The sequence below is a fragment of the Actinoplanes sp. NPDC049802 genome, assembly GCF_040656595.1.
GTDB lineage: Bacteria > Actinomycetota > Actinomycetes > Mycobacteriales > Micromonosporaceae > Actinoplanes.
Genome location: NZ_JBFAMR010000063.1, coordinates 22591 through 41836 on the forward strand (window position 1 = coordinate 22591; position 19246 = coordinate 41836).

Consider the following 19246-nt stretch of genomic DNA (forward strand, 5'->3'; position numbering starts at 1 on the left):
GGCCCGGTGCGAAAATCACTGCTCATCGGCGCTGCGGCGGCCCTGCTGACGGCGGTCCTGGCCGCCGACCGGGTGGCCGCCGCGATGGCCGCCGACCGTCTCGCCGCCCGCCTCCGCTGCGCCGCCGGCCTCACCTCCGGGCCGTCGGTGAGTTTCGGCGGCGTGCCCTTCCTCGACCAGCTGGCCCGCCGCCGTTTCGACCGCGTCCACGTCACCGCCGCCGTCACGGTGGGCCGCTTCCACACCACCGTCGAAGCCACCGCGACCGACGTCCGCCTTCCGGCTTCCGGCGCGGCCCGGGCCGCCTCCCTCACCGCTCAGATCCTGCTGGGGTACGACGAACTGCCGTCCCCCGTCGAGGTCGCGACCGACGGTTCGGGCCGACTGCTCCTGTCGGCCACCCGCACCGTGCTGGGCCGGGAACTGCCGGTGACCGTCCACGCCGTACCGGAGATCGCCGGAACCACCCTGACCGTCCGGCCCGTCGAGGTGGAGATCCCGTCGCTCGGTCTGCGCGTGCCCGCCGACCGTCTCGGCGCCGGCCGGTCCCGGTCGCTGGACCTGCCCGTCCTGCCGGCGGGTCTGCGCTACACCGCCGTGGCGGCCACCGCGTCCGGCCTGCGGCTGACCGTCTCGGGCGCCGGCCTGACCACCGCGCTCGGCGGCTCCGGCGGCCGGGCGTGCCGCTCCACCCCGCCCGCCGTGAGCCCCTCCCCCAGCGGCCTCAGCTCGAGTGGAACAAGGGTGCACCGATGAGCGCGGCACGCGACGGTGGCCCGGCGCATCGGTGGTTCACGGGGGCCGGGCGGCTCTCGGTACGGCGGCCCTGGTGGACGATCGTCGCCTGGCTGCTGGTCACGGCCGCGATCGCGGCGATGGTGGTGGCGTTCGGGCGGCCGGTCGACGACGACACCACGATGCCGGGCAGCGCCGCACAGCGCGGGCGCGACCTGCTGGAGATCCACTTTCCGGGAGCGGACGGGGCCGGCGGGCAGATCATCGTGCGGTCCACGGACGGGCCGCTCGATCAGGAGGCGGTGCGGGCGGCCGCCGACCGGATCGCGGAACTCGACCATGTCAGCTCGGTGACCACACCCTCCACCGACGCCGGATCGCTGACCGGGGACGGCGACACCGGCTATCTCACGGTGCAGTTCGACGTGAGCCCCCGCGACATCGGTGCCGAACTGACCGCCGCCGTCATGGACGCCGCCGCGCCCGCCGCCGACCAGGTCCTTCCCGGCGGCACGCTGGCCCGGCCCGACACGGACACCCGCCGCAGCGAGGCCCTCGGCGTCGGCGTGGCGCTGGTGGTCCTGGTCGCCGCCTTCGGCGGTCTGGTGGCCGCCGGGCTCCCTCTGCTGACCGCGCTGATCACCCTGATCTGCGGCCTGGGAGTGATCGGGCTGGCCGGTCACCTGACCGCCGTGCCGGGTGTGGCCACCACCCTGGCCACGATGATCGGTCTGGGGGTGGGCATCGACTACGCCCTCTTCATGATCACCCGCTATCGCGCGCTGCTGGCCACCGGAGTCCCGTTCCGGGAGGCGATCATCGCCACGGTCGCGTCGTCCGGCAGTGCGGTCGCCTTCGCCGGTGGCACGGTGATCGTCGCCCTCGCCGGCCTGTCCGTCGCCGGCGTGCCGATCCTGGCCACGCTGGGCTGGACCGCGGGCCTGACCGTCCTGGTGGCGGTGGCCGCCGCGGTGACCCTGCTGCCCGCCCTGCTCACGGTCCTCGGCCCGAGGATCGACTCCCTCCCGATCCGCCGGCGGCGCCTCCAGCCCCGTGCCCGCCCGTCGATGTGGGCCGCCCTGTCCGACCGGGTGACCCGCCGACCGTGGCCGTACGCCCTGGCCGGCACGATCCTGCTGCTGATCGTGGCCGCGCCGGTGACCGTCATGAGGCTGGGCCAGACCGACGACGGCGACCAGCCGCCCGGAACCGCGGGCCGGGCCGGCTACGACATCCTGGCCGCGGAGTTCGGCCCCGGCGTCACCGGCCCCCTCACCGTGATCGCCGAGCTGACGCCGCCGGCTCCGGTCCCGATGGCCCTGCACCCCTCCGCTTCCGCCGGGAAGCCGAACGACGCGCCCTACCCGCCCCGGGAAACGACCACACCACCGAACACCGGCACACCCACCGCGTCCCGGGCCGGGGACGCGACCACACCACCGGACACCGGCACACCCGGCGCGTCCCCGGCCCGGGAAACGACCACGCCACCGGACACCGGCACGCCCGGCGCTTCCGGCGCTTCCGGGCAGGGTGGCAACGCGCCGGGCGGGCGGGTCACCGATCCCCGGATCGTCGCGCTGGTCAAGGCGCTCGAAGCGGTGCCCGGCGCCGAACGGGTGCAGCCGGCCCGGGTGTCCTCCGACGGGCAGGCGGTCACCGTCCGGGTGATCCCGGAGACCGGACCGGGCGATCCGGCGACCGTGGCGACCGCCGAACGTCTCGCCGCCGTCGACGCCGCCGGACTGGACGTCCACGTCACCGGGCCGACCGCGATGAAGGCGGCGCTGGCCGAGCGGGTGGGCGCGCGTATGCCGTACGTCATCGGTCTGGTCGTGGTGCTGGCCGCGCTGCTGGTGCTGGCGGCGTTCCGCGCGCCCGTCGTGGCGGTCAAGGCCGCCGTGATGAACCTGTTCTCGGTGGCCGCCGCCTACGGCGTCCTGACCGCCGTCTTCCAGTGGGGCTGGGGGGTGACCCTGCTCGGCCTGGACGGCCCCGTCCCGATCGAGTCGTACGTGCCGATGCTGCTGTTCGCCCTGCTCTTCGGCCTGTCCATGGACTACGAGGTCTTCCTGCTGACCGCCGTCCGCGAATCCTGGGACGCGACGGGCGACAACCGCGTCTCCGTCCGTGAGGGCCTCGCCGCGACCGGTGTGGTGATCACCTCGGCCGCCCTGATCATGGTCTGCGTCTTCGCCGGTTTCGTCCTGACCAGCAGTCCCGTCGTCAAGATGACCGGCCTCGGCCTGGCCGTGGCGGTCGCCATCGACGCCACCGTCATCCGCGGGCTGCTGGTTCCCGCCACCATGGCCATGCTGGGCCGGGCCAACTGGTGGACTCCGGGCCGCTGACCGGCCGGTGCTCTCCCGCGAGCCGGCGCCCGGGTGCACCGTCCTCAGCCCGGTGACCGGGTGGGCTAGCGACTTCAGCCCGGTGACCGGGTGGGCCGACGACCTCAGCCCGGTGGGCGCGGCACGGGCCGGACCACACGGTGAGCGCGCGCCGCACGGACGGGACGTCGGCGAATCTTGGCGGGACGAGGTTCGGCGTACCGGGAAAGGGAGAGATGGGTCAGCCGGCCGTGACCGAGGTCGCCGTGATGATGCCCTCGGAGTCCGGGAGGCCTTCGACGGTGACCGGCAGGCCGGAGGTGAGGGTCTCCAGGGTGGCGGTCTGGCTGAGTTTCACCGTGGTGGAGTCGCTGGTCCGGACGGTGACCGTCTCGCCGTCGGCGGTCTCCACGTAGAGGGTGGTGCCGTCGACCAGCTTGACCGTTCCCGTCGCGCCGCCCGCGGAGGGAGCCCGGGAGGCGGCCGGGCCGCGGCCGCCGATTCCGCCGCTGGGCATGCCGGCGCCCTGCGGGGAACCGGGTGACGTGGTGGTGGAGGACCCCCAGCGTTCGTGGGCCTGTACGCCGCCGAGGAACCCGCCGGCCAGCAGGACGACGCCGAGCAGGGCGATCGTGGTGCGGTTCCACCAGCGGCGCGGGGCGACGGCGGCGAGTTCGTCGTTGAGGTCGGGCGGGCGCGGCAGGACTTCGGTGTCGTGTGTGGTCATGGGTGCCTCATTCGTAACGGAGTGCGTCGATCGGCCGCAGACGGGCGGCCCGGGCGGCGGGCAGGCCACCGAAGAACAGTCCGATCAGCACGGAGACGCCCAGGGCGAGCGCCACCGAACTGGGCACGATCACCGGCTGGACGCCGACGATCGAGAAGCGGCTGCCGAGGACCGCGGCAGCCACGCCCAGGCCTCCACCGATGACACTGAGCAGGGTGGCCTCGATGAGGAACTGGGTGAGGATCAACCGGCGGGGCGCGCCCAGGGCCTTGCGGATGCCGATCTCGCGGGTTCGTTCGGTGACGGTGACCAGCATGATGTTGGTGATGCCGATGCCGCCGACGAGCAGGCTGATGGCGGCGACCGCGCCGAGCAGGGTGGTGAAGGTGCCGGCCGTCTCGGTCTGTGTCTCCAGCAACTGGGAGGCGTTCTGCACGCGGTAGCCGCCGGGCTCCAGTTTCGTGTCGAGGATGGTGCTGACCTGGCCTTGGACGGTGTCTACCTGCGACGGGCCGTCCGCCTCGACGAGGATGGAGCTGAGGGGCCCGTATCCGGCGAGGACCTGCCGGACGGCGCTGATCGGGGCGACGGCGGTGTCGTTGAAGTCCTGGAAGCCGGCGGAGCTCTTCTCCTCGAGGACGCCGACCACGCTGAACAGCGCCCCACCGACGGTGACCTGCTGCCCGACCGGGTCGGCGCCGGAGAACAGCTCGTCGGCCACGGTCTGCCCGATCACCACGACCCTTCGGGCCTGTGCCTCGTCGTCGTCGGTGAAGATCGCCCCGGTCTCGACCGGGAAGTTGGACGCGGCGAACCAGCTGGGCACGGTGCCGACGAACGAGCTGATCTCGTGCTCGGTCCCTTCCCAGGTGAGGGTGGCGGAGGTGCTGACGACCGGGGACACCGACCGCACGCCGGGGGCGAGCACCGGGTCGTCGAGGGCTTCGGCGGTCCGCATGGTGAGGCCGCCGCTCTCCCGGCTGGTACTCATGATCGTCAGAGTGTTGGTGCCGAGCGCCTCGATCCGGGTGGCGACGGCCTGGGCGGATCCGTTGCCGACGGCGACGAGCAGGATGACGGCGGCGACGCCGATCAGGATGCCGAGCATGGTCAGCACGGACCGAAGCTTGTTGGCCCCGATGCCGCGCAACGCGAACCGTACGATCTCGGTGAGGTTCATTGCGCACCCACCGCGTGCCGTCCGGATTGCCACGAGTCGGAGACGATCCGGCCGTCGAGCAGTTTGATGAGCCGGTCCGCGCGTGCCCCCACCTCGGGCTCGTGCGTGATGATGACGATGGTGCGGCCGGCCGCGTTCAGATCGTCGAACACCGACAGGACCTCCTCGGTGGCGTGGCTGTCCAGGTTGCCGGTGGGTTCGTCGGCGAGCAGCAGCGCCGGTTCGGTGACCAGCGCGCGGGCCACGGCGACGCGCTGCTGCTGGCCGCCGGAGAGCTGGTTCGGCTCATGGTCGGCCCGGTCGGCGAGGCCGACCAGGTCCAGGGAGAACATGGCGCGGCGGTGCCGCTCGGCGGCCTTCATCCCGTGGTACGCCAGAGGCAGCTCCACGTTGGCCACCGCACTGGTCCGGGGGATCAGGTTGAACGCCTGGAAGACGAAACCGATCCGCCGGTTGCGGACGAGGGCGAGCTGCGCGTCGGTGAGCCGGCTGACGTCCACCCCGTCCAGCAGGTAGGTGCCGGAGGTGGGGACGTCGAGGCAGCCGAGGATGTTCATGAGCGTCGACTTGCCGGAGCCGGACCGGCCCATGACGGCCACGTACTCGCCCCGCTCCGCCTGGAAGGACACGCTGTCGAGGGCGCGTACCTCGGTGTCGCCGTCTCCGTAGATCTTGGTCAGGTCGCGTACGTCGAGAACGGGTGTCATGGCCGCCCGCCCGGCGGACCACCGGTGAACCCGCCTCGCATGTTCGTGGTCGTCGTGGTGGTGGCCGCGGTGGCCGTCGGGAGCACCACCCGCTCGCCGGGGGCCAGGCCCGAGACGATCTGGTAGGCGTCGTCGCCCTCCAGGCCCACCCGCACCTGGCGGATCTCCTGCCTGCCGGCGCTGTCCACGACGGTCACGGTCCTACGGTTGCCGGTGCCGGCGACGGCCGCCGAGTTGACCAGGACAGCGTTCTCCACGCTGCCGGTGACGACCGAGACGGTGACGGTCTGGCCGGGTTTGGCGCCCTTCGGCGGGTTCGGCAGGCTGACCGTCACGCCGTACGTCACGACGCTGTTCTCGCTGGTGGCGGTCGGGTCGACGGCGGTCACCCCGCCGGTGGCCTCGGCGCCCTCGAGCGCGTTCCAGGCGATGGTGGCGCTCTGGCCCTCTTTGAGCTCGGTGGCGTCGGCTTCCGAGAAGGCGGCGGTGACCTGGAGCTTGGTCAGATCGGCGAGGTCGACGAAGCCGGTCTTGTCGATGGCGCTCGCCCCGCCCAGCGATCCGTTCACCGCGACCACGGTCCCGCTCATCGGCGCTTTCAGGCTCGTCCCGGCGACCGCGGCCTCCGCCTCGTCGACGGCGAGTTCGGCCTCGGTGACGGCGTTGGCCGCGATGTCGGTGCCGGTCCCGGCCTCCTGTGCCCGGGCGAGGGCGTCCTCGGCGGCCGCCAGGTTGGCCCGGGCCAGTTCCAGGTCGCGTTCGGCGTCGGCCGGGTCGACCCGGGCCAGCAGCGCGCCCGAGTCGACCTCGTCGCCGACCTTCACCTTGATCGAGGTGACCGTTCCGGACGTGGCGAAGGTGGCGGTGGCGGTGGAGGCGCTGGCCACCGTGCCGTCCGCGGACACGGTCTTGGTCACCGTGCCCTGGGTGGCGGTCACCGTACGCATTCCCGAGGCATTCGCCCCGGTGGTCTCCGGGGTTTCCCGCAGCAGGGACCAGCCCCAGAATCCGGCACCGACGATCAGCAGGGCCAGCAGGGCGTTGACCGCCGTGCTGGGACGACGCAGCGCTTTCACATCGCCATCATGCCTTCCGGGCGGTTCGTGATCCGGTGTTCCGCCGATTCCGTCGATCACCAGGAACGTACAACCTGTTCACCCTCGGTCAGGCCGTCGGTTATCTCGGTGTGCTGGTCGCCGCGCAGGCCGACCGTCACGGTGCGCTCGACCGACCGGCCGCCGCTGCGCACCAGCACCGTGCCGGAACCGCCGGACACGTCGTGCACCGCGGTCGACGGCACCCGGATCGCGTCGTCCACCTGCCCGGTACGGACCTTCACCTGGGCGCTCTGGCCGATCAGCAGGTCGTCCGGAGAGTCGGCGAAGGACAGCACCGCCCCGTAGCGGACCAGGGTGCCGTCGGAGGTGCCGGCCGGGTCGACCTGCACCACCTCGGCGTCGTACGTGTCGTCCGAGTCGGCCAGCGTGACGGTGGCGGACTGCCCGGTCGCCAGTGCTCCGGCGTCGGCCTCCGGGAAGTCGGCGCGCACCTGCATGGTGTACGTGTCGGCCAGGGTGATGAACGTGGATCCGCTGTCGACCTGGTCGCCGACGCTGCCCTCGACGGCGACGACGGTGCCGGCGATCGGCGCCACGAGGGTCGTCCCGCCGAGCGCCTTCTCGGCCTCCTCGACCCGCCGTTCGGCCTCGTAGACCTGCTGTTCGGCGGTGAGCACCGGATCGCTTCCGGTGTCCGGGTAGCCCTTGGTGGCGCAGGCCCCGGTGGCCGCCGCCACGGGCCGGGCGCAGGCGGTGGCGCTGGCCGTGGTGCGTACCGAGACGGTTCTCGCCTCGGTGAGCCGGCTCTGTGCCTCGGCCAGGGCGGCTTCGGCGTCGGTGACGTCGTCGGCCGCTTCGGTGTCGTCGAGCGCGGCCAGGCTCTGCCCCTTGCCGACCTTGTTGCCGGCGCGCACCGACACCGATTCGACCGTGCCGGCCACCGGGAAGGTCAGGCTGCGGGTGGTGGCGGGCTCGACCGTGCCGGTGGTGGCCACGTCCACGGTGACCGTGCCGCGGTCGGCGACGGCGACCACGGTGGCGGCCGGGGTGACGGTCTCCTCCTGCTGGACGGCCAGGATGATCCCGGCGGCCACGGCGCCCGCTACGACGAGAAGGCCGCCGATCCACCGAATCTTGGCCTTTCGTCCCGATTCATCGCTCACATCCGTAGATTGTGGCTGTTCAGAACTGGATTTTGCGGACTTCCGTGATTCCAGACCGAATGGCCGACTGTGCCGCAACCGGTGTGACCAGGCCTAACGCGACGCCCGGGTGAGCTGCCGGGACACCGACTCCATGGTGTCGCTCACCTCGCGCGCCCGCTCGTGCAGGTCGCGCAGCACCGGCCCCGGATCGTCACCGGCATGGCGGGCACGGTCCTCCAGGTCGGCGCAGAGCGCCGCGAACCGGTTCGCGCCCAGCGTCGCCGACGACGCCTTGAGACCGTGCGCCAGCCGCGCCAGATTCCGGCTGTCGCCGTCGGTGGCCGCCGCGTCCATCCGGTCCAGCACCCCGGGCAGGCGGTCGGCGAAATTGTGCAGGATCTCGGCGAGACGGCGACGATCCGCCGCCTCGGCCTCCGGCCCGGCGATCACATCGGCGCAGGCCCGGATCGTGTCCGGCTCGCTGTCATGCGGTCCGGGCAGCGGTCCGGCGCCGGCGAGACGCACATCCGCGTACGCGGCCGCGGTCGCCAGCACCACGTCCAGTTCGCCGCCGTCGACCGGTTCGGTGAGCGTCCCGTCCACCCCGGCCCGGCCGAAGTCCTCCAGCTCCGGATCGTTCGCCGGGCACATCGCCACGATCCGCGGAGACCCGTGCGGCGGTGGATCGGCGTGGATCAGGCGCACCGCGTTCGGTCCGTCCAGCACCCGCAGGCCGGCTCCCATCAGCACCAGGTCGTACCGGTCCCGCTGCACCGCCTCGACGGCCGCCTCCCCGTCGGCGACCGTCACCACACGATGCCCGCGCCGCTCCAGCAGACGCCGGGCCAGCCGCCGGTCCACCGGATCGGCCCGCGCCACCAGCACCACCAGCACCCGGCGGCGGCCGTCCGCGTACGGGCCGCCGGACCGTCCCGGCTGCTCCACCTCGTCCAGGCGCAGCGTGACACCGACCGTGGTGCCCTCCCCCGGGCGGCTCTCCGTGGTGATGCCGCCGCCCATCGCCCCGGCCAGCCGCCGCGCCAGCAGCACCCCCGCATCGGCGTGCCGTTCCGCCGGCACACCCAGTCCCGTGTCGGTCACCGCGAACCGGATCGTCGTCGTCGCCGACCCGGCCGCCCCCCGATCCGGAACCTCCGACACGGTCACCGTCACCGCGCCGTGCCCGGTCCCGGCGACAGCCTGCCGCAGCAGCGCCGTCAGGATCCGGCGCACCCGCCGCTCGTCACCGCCGGCCCGTTCCGGGCAGCCCGGCGCCAGGTGGCCGGCCAGGTGCAGCCCTTTCGCCTCGGCGGTGGCGAGCACCGGCTCCATGGCCCGGCGTACGCAGCCGCGCAGCGAGAACGGCCGCTTCTCCAGGACGAGATCATCCGCCAGATCCAGCAGGTCGTCGACCACGGTGAGCAGGGCGGAACCGCTGGCGTGCGCGGTCTCCGCCAGCTCCCGCTGCCGGGCGTCCAGGGAGGTCTCCAGCAGCATGGCCGTCATGCCGGTGAGGGCGGTCATCGGCGTACGGATCTCGTGTCGCATCGCTTGGAGGAACGCCGGGCCGGTCACCTCCTCCCGGGTCGCGGCGGCCGGCGGCTCGTTCCCCGCGGCGGCAGGCGGCTCGTTCCCGGCGGCGGCCGGCGGCTCGTTCCCGGCGGCGGCCGGCGGCTCGTTCCCGGCGGCGGCCGGCGGCTCGTTCCCGGCGGCGGCAGGACCGGCGAACTCCGCCGGGCCCTGCGCCGGCGCGCTCCGCACACGCCGGGCCATGCCGGCGGTCCGCGTGCCGCGGCGCTCCAACAGCCCTCCCCCGGCCAGTACGGCGAGCGCCGCCAACGCCGATACCCAGACGATCATCCAGCGGTTGGTCCGCGAAACGGCGCCGAGTTCACGCAGACCGCGATCGAACCGCGCCTGCTCATGCCGCCGCATCTCCTCGACGGCGGCCCGCATCCCGGCGACATCCGGCACACTCCCCACCCCAGCGGCGCCCTCAGCCTCCGCCTGGCCGGCGCCCTCTGCCTGCCCCTGCCCGGCCTGCCCCTGCCCGGCCTGCTGCCCTGCCGGGTCCCGGCCGGTTCGGGGACCCGCCCCGGGCTGCGTGCCTGATGGCGGGCTCACCCGCCGCAACAACTCCCGGTGCACCGGATCCGCTCCGGCCACGTCGCTCAACCCGGCGACCCGCAGCCGCAGGGCGTCGCCCGCCACCGGTTCCGCCTGCACGACGGCCCGTAGATCCTCGATCCGCCCCAGCACCTCGCCGGAACGGCGAACCGCCGTCTCCGCCTCCAGGATCTCGTTGTTGCGCAGGAACCCGGTGACCCCGACCGCCAGAACCGCCGCCAGCGCGACGAGGACACCCACCCGGAACAGACGGCCCACCGTCCACGAGGACGCGCCGATCAGGTCACCGCCTGCCAACACGACGTTTACTCTAGGTAGCGCTCAAGGAGGTTGTGGTGACTTCCGTCCTCGTGGTCGACGACGATCCGACGCTGCTGCGCATCATCGAAACGGTCCTCCGGTCAGCCGGCCTGGAAGTGGCGTCCCGCGACACCGGCGAGGCCGCCCTCCGCGCCGCCCACGCCCACCCACCCGACTGCGCCGTCCTGGACTCGGCCCTGGACCAGGCCACGCGCACGATGACCGCCGTCCAACTGTGCCGCGCCATCCGCGCCGACCCGTGCACGGCCGACATCCCCATCCTGCTGCTCACCGAACGCGGCCACCGGCTGGCAGCCGCCTCGGCCTTCGACGCGGGCGCCGACGACTACCTGACCAAGCCGTTCACCGCCCAGGACCTCCTCACCCGCATCGAGACCCTCGCCCTTCCCTGAATCATCCGGGTACGCCGCGCGCCGCCCTCGATCGAAGTCACCAGGCTCCTCCACACCATTGCCACCTGCGCGCCACGCCCCTGCCGCCCTGACGGCCGGCCGGTGTGTTCCAGCCGGTTGCCGGGGCTGTCTCGGCCGGTGTGGGGCAGCGCTCACGGCCGGCTGCACGGTCCTGGGCGTGTTGTTCCCCAGTTTCGATCTCCCACGTCGCGTGCACGGATGTCCGTACGCGGCTGTGCAATGCCGTGGGTGTGCCGGGCGAGAGCGTGATCGCGGTGCTCTCGCCCGGCATGCGGGGTCAGCTGCCGAGACGGTCGAGGATCCAGTCGGTGATCGCGCGGGTGAGGCCGGCGACAACGCCGGTGAGCGCGGCCAGGGTGATACGGGTCCGGTTGTCGTTCGGTCCGGCCGGGCCGGGCGCGGCCGGTGGAGAAGAAGGACCTGCCCGACGGACCGGCGAAGAATCTACGAGACGTGGTCTACCGGTTGTACGCGGAGGCGGACCGGCCGCGGCTGGCTGAACTCGCTCAGCGGATCGCCGGTGACGACGACCTGCCCGGGTCGCCGGGCCGGGACCTGATCGGCAAGATCATCGGCGGTGACGGGCTGGCCGGGCAGCGGGACACGGTGACCGTCGCGGTGGCACTGGCCCGGGCCGCCGGGCGTGGGGATCTCGCGCCTATCGCGGATCAGGTCCGTCAGTTGTGGATCACGGCCGCCATGGCAGGGCCGCCTCCACAGCGAGGCCGCTACCAACACGCGATCTGGCTGTACCGGCAGGCAGCCGACCGCGGCGACCCCGGTGCACTACGGCAGCTGGCCCTGCTACGGGACCAGGCCGGGGACACCACCGCCGCCGAGGCCCTGGCGGTGCAGGCAGCCGACCGCGGCGACCCCGGTGCATTGCGGCAGCTGGCTCAGTTGCGGGAGCAGACCGGGGACACCGCCAGCGCCGAGGGCCTGTACCGGCAGGCAGCCGACCGCGGCGACACCGACGCACTGCGGCAGCTGGCTCAGTTGCGGGAGCAGACCGGGGACACCACCGGCGCCGAGGGCCTGTAGTACCGGCAGGCCGCCGACCGCGGCAACACCGACGCACTGCGGGACCTCGCCCTACTGCGGGAGAAGGCCGGGACACCGCCGGCGCCGATCGTGCGGTCAGGTTTGGGCTGACCGGGCCGGGCGAGATCACCATTGCGTTGGACTTCGAATCACCGATCCCGGGGATGTTCGATTGAGGTACACCGCAAACGCCACGGGTGTCACGAAACCGCGTGACCGGTGATCGTCTGCTTGCGCCGGCGACTCATGCGGTGTCGCCGAGCAGGCGGCGGTCGGTCTCCGGAGCATCAGTGCCGGTGTGCGGCACTGATGCGTCCGACAGGAAGGCCTCGATCGTGTCGAGGTGCTCGGGCTGCAGACCACGGTTGGGTAGCGGTGCGATCAGCAGGGCCCGGCCGGTCGCGACGAGTTGGTCGTGTGCCGGTCCGCTGGTGGGCACGGCGTCGTCGTCGGTCCAGATCAGCCGGTGGCCATGGTCGAGAACGGTACGGGCGGTGGCGAGTTTGACCGCGGGTGCCGCGCTGTGGCTGATCGGGTCGGTCCAGGCGCGTTCCAGCCGTGGCAGCGCGAACAGCCGTTCGACCTGGTCGGCGTCGGCGCACCAGGTGGTGCACCAGCGCAGGGTGACGCTTCCAGCGTCGTGCAGTGCCCGGATGCGGTCGATCAGGGCCGGTGCCCAGCGCAGCCGGTACGGGTGGCCGCCGCCGTAGGCGGTGCCGTTGCGGGGTGCGGCGCTCCAGCCGGGCCGGGTGGCGTTGAGGACGCCGTCCACGTCGAGCAGCCAGATCGGCCGGCTCACTGCGCCTCCCTTGCGGGCGCCGTGGCCGGCCGGGTCGCGGGGGCGGTACGGATTTCGCGGTGGACGGTCATGGGAGTGGCGTCCCTGGAGGAGGCGATCTCGGTCATCGTGAACTGCTTGGAGTCGTACATGCGCTGCGCCTTGTTGATCATGGCGGGGACGCCCTGGGGACAGGCGGCGGCCTCGCCGCTCAAGTGTCGAGGATGAGAACGTGCAGATGACGGGGGCCGTGCACGCCTTCGACGCGATTGAGTTCGATGTCGCTGGTCGCGGACGGGCCGCTGATCCAGGTCAGGGGCCGCCGCGGATCGAGGCGGGCGACCGCGTCCGGCACCGACGCCACCACCTGGCCGGGTCGGAGGACGCAGAGGTGCACGTCCGGGAGCAGGGTGATGATGCGCCGTCCCTGGTCGGGTGAGGCGTCGAGGACGATGGTCCCGGTCTCGGCGACGGCGATGGCCGCCGCGGTGAGGACGGCACCGGCGGAGGCGATGCGGTCCGGGGTGAGACCGTCGTCCACGTAGGCGCCCTCGGGACGCCACTCCTCGGGGAGCCCGGGCGGCACGAGCACCGCGCCACCGTCGCCGGTGATGCGTGCCGCGGTGGCCGCCACCTCACCGGAGCTGACCCGGTAGACCTCGGCCTTGTAGTCGACCAGCCGATCGATCAGCACCTCGAGGTCGGCCTTGTTCGTCCCGGCAGGCCGGTAGTCCCGGGGCGCCTCGGCGACGACCGGCGCGTCCCGCAGAGCGGCCCGCACCCGGTCCAGGATCAGCTCACGCGAACCCACCCCGGCCACGGCCGGACCGCCCGAGCCTCCACCGACCGGGCCACCCGCGGCCGGATCGGCCGGGACCGCACGATCCGCAGCCAGGCCGTCCACGCCCATGCCACCCGCAGCCGGGCCGGCCGGGACCGCACGATCCGCAGCCGGGCCACCCGCGGCCGGATCGGCCGGGACCGCACGATCCGCAGCCGGGCCACCCGCGGCCGGATCGGCCGGGACCGCACGATCCGCAGCCGGCCCGTCCACGCCCATGCCACCCGCGGCCGGGTCGTGGGGAATACCCGCGCTCATCGCTGTGCCCACCAATCGCGGAAGGTCTGTTTCGGGAATTCGGGAAGGTCGCACCCGGCGGTCCAGCCGGACAGCGGCGGCGGCAGGCCGCGGCCGCGACGGCCGGCGATCCGGGCCATCTTCGCCGCCCGCTGGGCGGCGGCGTACAGCTTGGGACGGTCCATGGTGTAGGCGGCGGCCGCCATCGCGGCTCTCTCCGCCGGGGGGTGGGGCGCCTTGTTCCGCAGGTGCACCAGGATCGACGGGATGTCGATCTTGACGGGGCAGGCGTCGAAGCAGGCGCCGCAGAGGGAGGAGGCGTAGGGCAGGGAGGCGTTGTCCTCGATGCCGGTGAGCTGCGGGGACAGCACGGCGCCGATCGGGCCGGGGTAGACCGACCCGTACGAGTGGCCGCCGGTCCGTTCGTAGACGGGGCACACGTTGAGGCACGCCGAGCAGCGGATGCAGTGCAGCGCCTGCCGGCCGACGGTGTCGGCGAGGACCGCGCTGCGGCCGTTGTCGAGCAGCACGAGGTGGAAGTTCTGTGGCCCGTCGCCGGGGGTGACGCCGGTCCACATGGTGGTGTAGGGGTTCATCCGCTCGCCGGTCGACGCCCGTGGCAGCAGTTGCAGGAAGATCTCCAGGTCCCGCCACGTGGGCAGTACCTTCTCGATGCCCATCACGGTGATCACGGTGTCCGGCAGGGTGAGGCACATCCGCCCGTTGCCCTCGGACTCGACCACTCCGAGGGTGCCGGTGTCGGCGATGGCGAAGTTGGCGCCGCTGACCGCCACTGTGGTGGAGAGGAACGTCTCGCGCAGGTAGCGCCGGGCGGCCGCCGCCAGCACCGGCGGGTCGTCGGTGAGCGCGGGATCGACGCCGGGCATGGCGCGCAGGAAGATCTCCCGGATCTCGGACCGGTTCCGGTGGATGGCCGGGACGAGGATGTGGCTGGGTTTGTCGTCACCCAACTGCACGATCAGCTCGGCGAGGTCGGTCTCGACGGGGGTGATGCCGGCTTCTTCGAGGGCCTCGTTGAGCCCGATCTCCTGGGTTGCCATCGACTTGACCTTGATGACCCGTTCGGAGCCGGTCTGCCGGACCAGCCCGGTGACGATCCGGTTGGCCTCGTTGGCGTCGGCGGCCCAGTGCACCACACCGCCCGCCTCGATGACGCGGGACTCGAGCTGGACCAGCAGTTCGGGAAGCCGGGACATCACGTCGGCCTTGATCGCCGATCCGGCGTCGCGCAGCGCCTGCCAGTCGGGCAGCTCGGCGATGACCCGGCCGGATTTGCCGCGGATCGTGCTGGTGGCGTGCCGCAGGTTGCGCCGCAGCTGCGAGTCGCCGAGGGCGTCGTGGGCGGCGCGCGGGAACGACCGGTCACCGCGGAGGTGGCCGACGCCGCGCGGTGCGGTCGCCGGCATGCCGAGGAAGGTGGTCATGCGGACTCCGTCGAGGCCAGGATCTCGGCGAGGTGGACGGTTTTGACGCCGGTGCGCAGCCGGGACAGCCCGCCGCCGATGTGCATGAGGCAGGAGGTGTCACCGGCCGTGCACACGTCCGCCCCGGTGGACACGATGTTGGTCATCTTGTCGGCGAGCATGGCGGTGGACGTCTCCGCGTTCTTGATCGCGAAGGTGCCGCCGAATCCGCAGCACTGCTCGGCGGCCGGAAGTTCGACCAGGTCGAGCCCGCGGACCTGCCGCAGCAGCCGCAGTGGCTTGTCGCCGACCCGGATCATGCGCAGGCTGTGGCAGGTCGGGTGGTAGGTGACCCGGTGCGGGTAGTAGGCGCCCACGTCCTCCACCTGGAGCACGTCGATGAGCAGCTCGGACAGCTCGTAGGTGCGGGCGGCCACGGACGCGCTGCGCGCGGCGAGCCCGGCGTCGCCGTAGCCGCCGGCGACCAGGGCGTGCTGATGCCGGATCGACCCGGCGCAGGAGCCGGACGGCACGACGATCACGTCATAGGGGTCGAAGGTTGCCGCATAGCGCTTGACCAGTGGCAACGCCTCTTTCTGATAGCCGGTGTTGATGTGCATCTGCCCGCAGCAGGTTTGTTCGGACGGGAACACCACCTCGTGGCCGAGTCGTTCGAGCAGCCGCACGGTCGCCTTGGCCGCCTCCGGGAAGAGGGTGTCGGCCAGGCAGGTGGCGAAGAACGCGATCCGCACGGGTCACCTCCTCAGTCGTGCGGCAGCGGTGTCCCAGTCCAGTCCGGAATCACCGGGTGGGTGACGCACGATGTGCTGAGTCTCGCGCACCAGGGCACGCAGCGCATCCAGTCCGCCCGCGACGACCCCGGCGGCACGGGCCTGCACGAGCAGGTTGCCGATGGCGGTGGCTTCGACCGGCCCGGCCAGCACCGGCAGCCCGCAGGCGTCCGCGGTGAGCCGGCACAGCAACTCGTTGTGCGCGCCGCCACCGACCAGGTGCACCACGGACACGCTCCGGCCGGCGAGGTCCTGGGCCTGGCGCACCGCACGCCGGTGCGCGAGCGCCAGGCTGTCCAGGATGCAGCGCACGATCGTGGCCCGTCCGGCGTCGGCCGGGAGCCCGGCGGCCTTGCGCAGCCGTCCCTCCATGTCGCCGGGCGGCAGGAACAGCGGGTCGTCGAGGTCGACCACGTGGGCCAGGCCCGGTTCGGCCGCCGCCGCTCTCAGCAGCCGGGGCAGGTCGGGCGAACTCCACTCGCGCAGGCACTCTTGAAGGGGCCACAATCCCATGACGTTCCTCAGATAGCGGATCGTTCCGTCGACGCCGCCCTCGTTGGTGAAATTCGCCTGCCGCGACCGCGGGCTCAGCACCGGGTGGTCCAGCTCCAGACCGACGAGCGACCAGGTGCCACAGGAGATGTACGCGAAATCGGCGCCCTCGGCGGGAACGGCGACGAGGGCGCTGGCCGTGTCGTGCGAGCCGACCGCCACCACGGGTGTGCCCCGGTGGTGCCCGATCGTCGATCCGGGATGGCGCACCGGCGGCAGCAGGTCGGCCCGCAGTCCCAGCTCACCGATCAGGTCGAGAGCCCATTCCCGGGTACGCACGTCGAGCAGCCCGGTCGTGGAGGCGTTGGTGTACTCGGCCCCGATCTCGCCGGTCAGCCAGTAGGCGAGCAGGTCCGGGATCATCAGGAGCCGCCGGGCCGCCTCGTACTGGGCGGTCGGTTGCGCCGCGAGCAGTTGGTACACCGTGTTGAACGGCAGTTTCTGCAGGCCGCAGACGTCGTACAGATCCTTGATCCGGTCGGCGACGCCGTCGGTGCGGCCGTCCCGGTAGTGGACCGGGTTGCCGAGCAGCGCCCCGTCGGCGTCGAGCAGGCCGTAGTCGACGGCCCACGAGTCGATGCCGATGCTGTGCACCGGTCCGGCCGCTTTCAGGCCGTCGAGCATCCCGCGGTACAGCGCGAGGATGTCCCAGTGCAGCGTGCCGCCGACGCGTACCGGCTCGTTGGGGAACCGGTGCACGATGTCGAGGCGCAGGTCGCCGTCGTCGAACCGGCCGACCACGACGCGCCCGCTGGACGCGCCCAGATCAACCGCTGCGAAGGTGCCGACGGCGTCGTGAGAGCTCCTCATCGGAGGAACGCCGCCGCGACGCCCGCGTCGACGGGGATGTGCAGGCCGGTGGTGTGGGTGAGGTCGCCGCCGGTGAGGGCGAAGACCGCGTTGGCGATGTGTTCCGGGAGCACCTCACGCTTGAGCAGGGTGCGCTGGGCGTAGAACTCGCCGAGTTTCTCCTCCGGCACCCCGTAGACGGCGGCCCGGTCGGCGCCCCAGCCGCCGGCGAAGATGCCGGAGCCGCGGACCACGCCGTCGGGGTTGATGCCGTTGACCCGGACGCCGTGCGGGCCGAGTTCGGCGGCGAGCAGGCGCACCTGGTGCGCCTGGTCGGCCTTGGCCGCGCCGTACGCCACGTTGTTCGGCCCCGCGAAGACCGAGTTCTTGCTGGAGATGTAGATGATGTCGCCGCCCATGCCCTGCGCGATCAGCACCCGGGTGGTCTCCCGTGACACCAGGAAGGAGCCCTTGGCCATCACGTCGTGCTGCAGGTCCCAGTCGCGGGCGGTGGTGTCGAGCAGCGACTTCGACAGCGACAGGCCGGCGTTGTTGACGACCAGATCAACCCCACCGAAAGCCAGGACCCCTGCACGTACGGCGGAGGCCACCCCGTCCTCGTCGGTGACGTCGAGGGTGACCGCCACGGCCATGTCGGGTCCGCCGATCTCGGCGGCCGCCTTCGCTGCGGCCGTAGTGTCCCGGTCGCTGACGACGACGCAGGCGCCCTCGGCGGCGAGGCGCAGCGCGATGGCCCGGCCGATGCCAGAGCCGGCGCCGGTGACCAGGGCGATGCGGGTGGCGAGCGGTTTCGGTTTCGGCCTCCGCGCCAGCTTGGCCTCCTCCAGCGCCCAGTACTCGATCCTGAATTTCTCGGCCTCGTCGATCGGGGCGTACCGGGACACCGACTCGGCGCCGCGCATCACGTTTATCGCGTTGACGTAGAACTCGCCGGCTACCCGGGCGGTCTGCTTGTCGGCACCGAAGGAGAACATGCCCACGCCGGGGACCAGCACGATCGCCGGGTCGGCGCCGCGGATCGCCGGGCTCTCCGGGGTGGCGTGCCGCTCGTAGTAGGCGCGGTAGTCCGCCCGGTACGCCTCGTGCAGCTGCCGCAGGCGGGTCACCACCTCGTCCAGCGGCGCGTCCGGCGCGGTGTCCACGACCAGCGGCTTCACCTTGGTGCGCAGGAAGTGGTCGGGGCAGGAGGTGCCGAGGGCGGCCAGCTCGGCCAGGCGCTGCGAGCCGGCGAAGTCGAGGACCACGTCACTGTCGTCGAAGTGCCCCACCTGCGGGCGGTCGGTGGAGGCGAGACCCCGGATCACCGGGAAGAGGGCGGCCGCGCGCTCACGTCGTACCTCCTCTGGGAGGGGCTGGTGGACCGTCGCGCCGAAGGGCGCGCTGCGGCCGTGCTCGGCGAGGTAGGCCGCGGCGGTGTTGATGATCTCCTGTGAGTTGGCTTCGCACTCGTCGCTGGTCGCGCCCCACGCGGTGATCCCGTGCCCGCCCAGGATGACGCCGATGGCCTGCGGGTTCGCCTTGTGGGCGGCGGCGATGTCGAGGCCGAGCCGGAAGCCGGGTCGGCGCCAGCCGATCCAGAGGACGCGGTCGCCGAAGATCTCCTTGGTGAGCGCCGGTCCGTCTGCGGCGGTGGCGATCGCGATGCCGGCGTCCGGGTGCAGGTGGTCGACGTGCGGGGCGTCGACCAGACCGTGCATGGCGGTGTCGATGCTGGGGGCGGCGCCGCCCTTGCCGTGCAGGCAGTAGTCGAAGGCGGCGACCATCTCGTCCTCGCGGTCGACGCCCGGATAGACCGCGGTGAGCGCGCGGAGCCGGTCGAGGCGCAGCACGGCCAGGCCCTTCTCGGTCAGCGTGCCGAGGTCGCCTCCGGAGCCCTTCACCCACACCAGGTCGACCGGGACGCCGGTGACCGGGTCGATGTCGGCGCCCTTGGCGGAGGTGTTGCCGCCTGCGTAGTTGGTGGTCCGCGGGTCCGCGCCGAGGCGGTGGGAGCGCGCAAGGAGCTCGGAGACTACGGGGTTGGTCATGG

Annotated in this window: 18 protein-coding genes; 4 read left to right on the forward strand and 14 right to left on the reverse strand. The window is 72.6% G+C overall.

The window, feature by feature from the left end:
• Nucleotides 1-6: 6 nt before the first annotated feature.
• Both AB0I88_RS31645 and AB0I88_RS31650 read left to right on the forward strand, forming a co-directional pair.
• On the forward strand, nucleotides 7-756 hold the full coding sequence (locus tag AB0I88_RS31645) for a DUF2993 domain-containing protein (RefSeq protein ID WP_361032930.1): 750 nt from the start codon (nucleotides 7-9) through the stop codon (nucleotides 754-756).
• Complete coding sequence (locus tag AB0I88_RS31650; protein WP_361032933.1) at nucleotides 753-3086, forward strand: MMPL family transporter; 2334 nt, start codon at nucleotides 753-755, stop codon at nucleotides 3084-3086. The genes AB0I88_RS31645 and AB0I88_RS31650 overlap by 4 nt, the downstream gene beginning before the upstream one ends.
• Nucleotides 3087-3306: 220 nt before the next feature.
• On the opposite strand, the gene AB0I88_RS31655 is transcribed toward AB0I88_RS31650, so the two are convergent.
• From AB0I88_RS31655 to AB0I88_RS31680, 6 genes are all read right to left on the reverse strand, one after another.
• Nucleotides 3307-3792: a hypothetical protein gene (locus AB0I88_RS31655; protein WP_361032935.1), complete on the reverse strand. Its 486-nt coding sequence runs from the start codon at nucleotides 3790-3792 to the stop codon at nucleotides 3307-3309.
• 7 nt (nucleotides 3793-3799) lie between these two features.
• Nucleotides 3800-4972: an ABC transporter permease gene (locus tag AB0I88_RS31660; RefSeq protein ID WP_361032938.1), complete on the reverse strand. Its 1173-nt coding sequence runs from the start codon at nucleotides 4970-4972 to the stop codon at nucleotides 3800-3802.
• Nucleotides 4969-5679: an ABC transporter ATP-binding protein gene (locus tag AB0I88_RS31665; protein WP_361032941.1), complete on the reverse strand. Its 711-nt coding sequence runs from the start codon at nucleotides 5677-5679 to the stop codon at nucleotides 4969-4971. Before AB0I88_RS31665 ends, AB0I88_RS31660 begins: the two co-directional genes overlap by 4 nt.
• Nucleotides 5676-6755, reverse strand: coding sequence for an efflux RND transporter periplasmic adaptor subunit (locus tag AB0I88_RS31670; RefSeq protein WP_361032944.1), 1080 nt, complete (start codon nucleotides 6753-6755; stop codon nucleotides 5676-5678). Before AB0I88_RS31670 ends, AB0I88_RS31665 begins: the two co-directional genes overlap by 4 nt.
• 56 nt (nucleotides 6756-6811) lie before the next feature.
• Nucleotides 6812-7900 (reverse strand): efflux RND transporter periplasmic adaptor subunit, encoded by a 1089-nt coding sequence (locus AB0I88_RS31675; RefSeq protein WP_361032947.1) that lies wholly within the window; start codon nucleotides 7898-7900, stop codon nucleotides 6812-6814.
• A 93-nt stretch (nucleotides 7901-7993) separates the two neighbouring features.
• Nucleotides 7994-10309 carry a histidine kinase dimerization/phospho-acceptor domain-containing protein gene (locus AB0I88_RS31680; RefSeq protein WP_361032950.1) on the reverse strand — a complete coding sequence of 772 codons (2316 nt, stop codon included), beginning with the start codon at nucleotides 10307-10309 and terminating at the stop codon, nucleotides 7994-7996.
• Between the two features lie 35 nt (nucleotides 10310-10344).
• On the opposite strand from AB0I88_RS31680, the gene AB0I88_RS31685 reads away from it, so the two are divergent.
• Together AB0I88_RS31685 and AB0I88_RS31690 are read left to right on the forward strand one after the other, a co-directional pair.
• Nucleotides 10345-10722 carry a response regulator gene (locus AB0I88_RS31685; protein ID WP_361032953.1) on the forward strand — a complete coding sequence of 126 codons (378 nt, stop codon included), beginning with the start codon at nucleotides 10345-10347 and terminating at the stop codon, nucleotides 10720-10722.
• Between the two features lie 426 nt (nucleotides 10723-11148).
• Nucleotides 11149-11784 carry a hypothetical protein gene (locus AB0I88_RS31690; protein ID WP_361032956.1) on the forward strand — a complete coding sequence of 212 codons (636 nt, stop codon included), beginning with the start codon at nucleotides 11149-11151 and terminating at the stop codon, nucleotides 11782-11784.
• 244 nt (nucleotides 11785-12028) lie between these two features.
• On the opposite strand, the gene AB0I88_RS31695 is transcribed toward AB0I88_RS31690, so the two are convergent.
• Genes AB0I88_RS31695 through AB0I88_RS31730 form a run of 8 tightly spaced genes read right to left on the reverse strand, consistent with a single transcriptional unit; the run spans nucleotide 12029 to nucleotide 19244 of the window.
• Nucleotides 12029-12583 (reverse strand): hypothetical protein, encoded by a 555-nt coding sequence (locus tag AB0I88_RS31695; protein WP_361032959.1) that lies wholly within the window; start codon nucleotides 12581-12583, stop codon nucleotides 12029-12031.
• A complete protein-coding gene (locus AB0I88_RS31700; protein ID WP_361032962.1) occupies nucleotides 12580-12777 on the reverse strand; it encodes a hypothetical protein in 198 nt (65 codons plus the stop codon). Before AB0I88_RS31700 ends, AB0I88_RS31695 begins: the two co-directional genes overlap by 4 nt.
• Nucleotides 12774-13373: a lactate utilization protein C gene (locus AB0I88_RS31705; RefSeq protein ID WP_361032965.1), complete on the reverse strand. Its 600-nt coding sequence runs from the start codon at nucleotides 13371-13373 to the stop codon at nucleotides 12774-12776. The genes AB0I88_RS31700 and AB0I88_RS31705 overlap by 4 nt, the downstream gene beginning before the upstream one ends.
• The gene (locus tag AB0I88_RS31710) at nucleotides 13355-13627 is read right to left on the reverse strand and encodes a hypothetical protein (protein ID WP_361032968.1); all 273 of its coding nucleotides are present in this window, start codon (nucleotides 13625-13627) and stop codon (nucleotides 13355-13357) included. The genes AB0I88_RS31705 and AB0I88_RS31710 overlap by 19 nt, the downstream gene beginning before the upstream one ends.
• Nucleotides 13628-13657: 30 nt before the next feature.
• Nucleotides 13658-15085, reverse strand: coding sequence for a lactate utilization protein B (locus tag AB0I88_RS31715; RefSeq protein ID WP_361032971.1), 1428 nt, complete (start codon nucleotides 15083-15085; stop codon nucleotides 13658-13660).
• Entirely contained in the window at nucleotides 15082-15816 is a 735-nt protein-coding gene (locus tag AB0I88_RS31720) for a (Fe-S)-binding protein (RefSeq protein ID WP_361032974.1), read from the reverse strand. The genes AB0I88_RS31715 and AB0I88_RS31720 overlap by 4 nt, the downstream gene beginning before the upstream one ends.
• A 3-nt stretch (nucleotides 15817-15819) precedes the next feature.
• Entirely contained in the window at nucleotides 15820-17217 is a 1398-nt protein-coding gene (locus AB0I88_RS31725; protein WP_361032977.1) for a rhamnulokinase family protein, read from the reverse strand.
• A complete protein-coding gene (locus AB0I88_RS31730) occupies nucleotides 17214-19244 on the reverse strand; it encodes a bifunctional aldolase/short-chain dehydrogenase (protein ID WP_361032980.1) in 2031 nt (676 codons plus the stop codon). The genes AB0I88_RS31725 and AB0I88_RS31730 overlap by 4 nt, the downstream gene beginning before the upstream one ends.
• Between the last annotated feature and the right edge of the window lie 2 nt (nucleotides 19245-19246).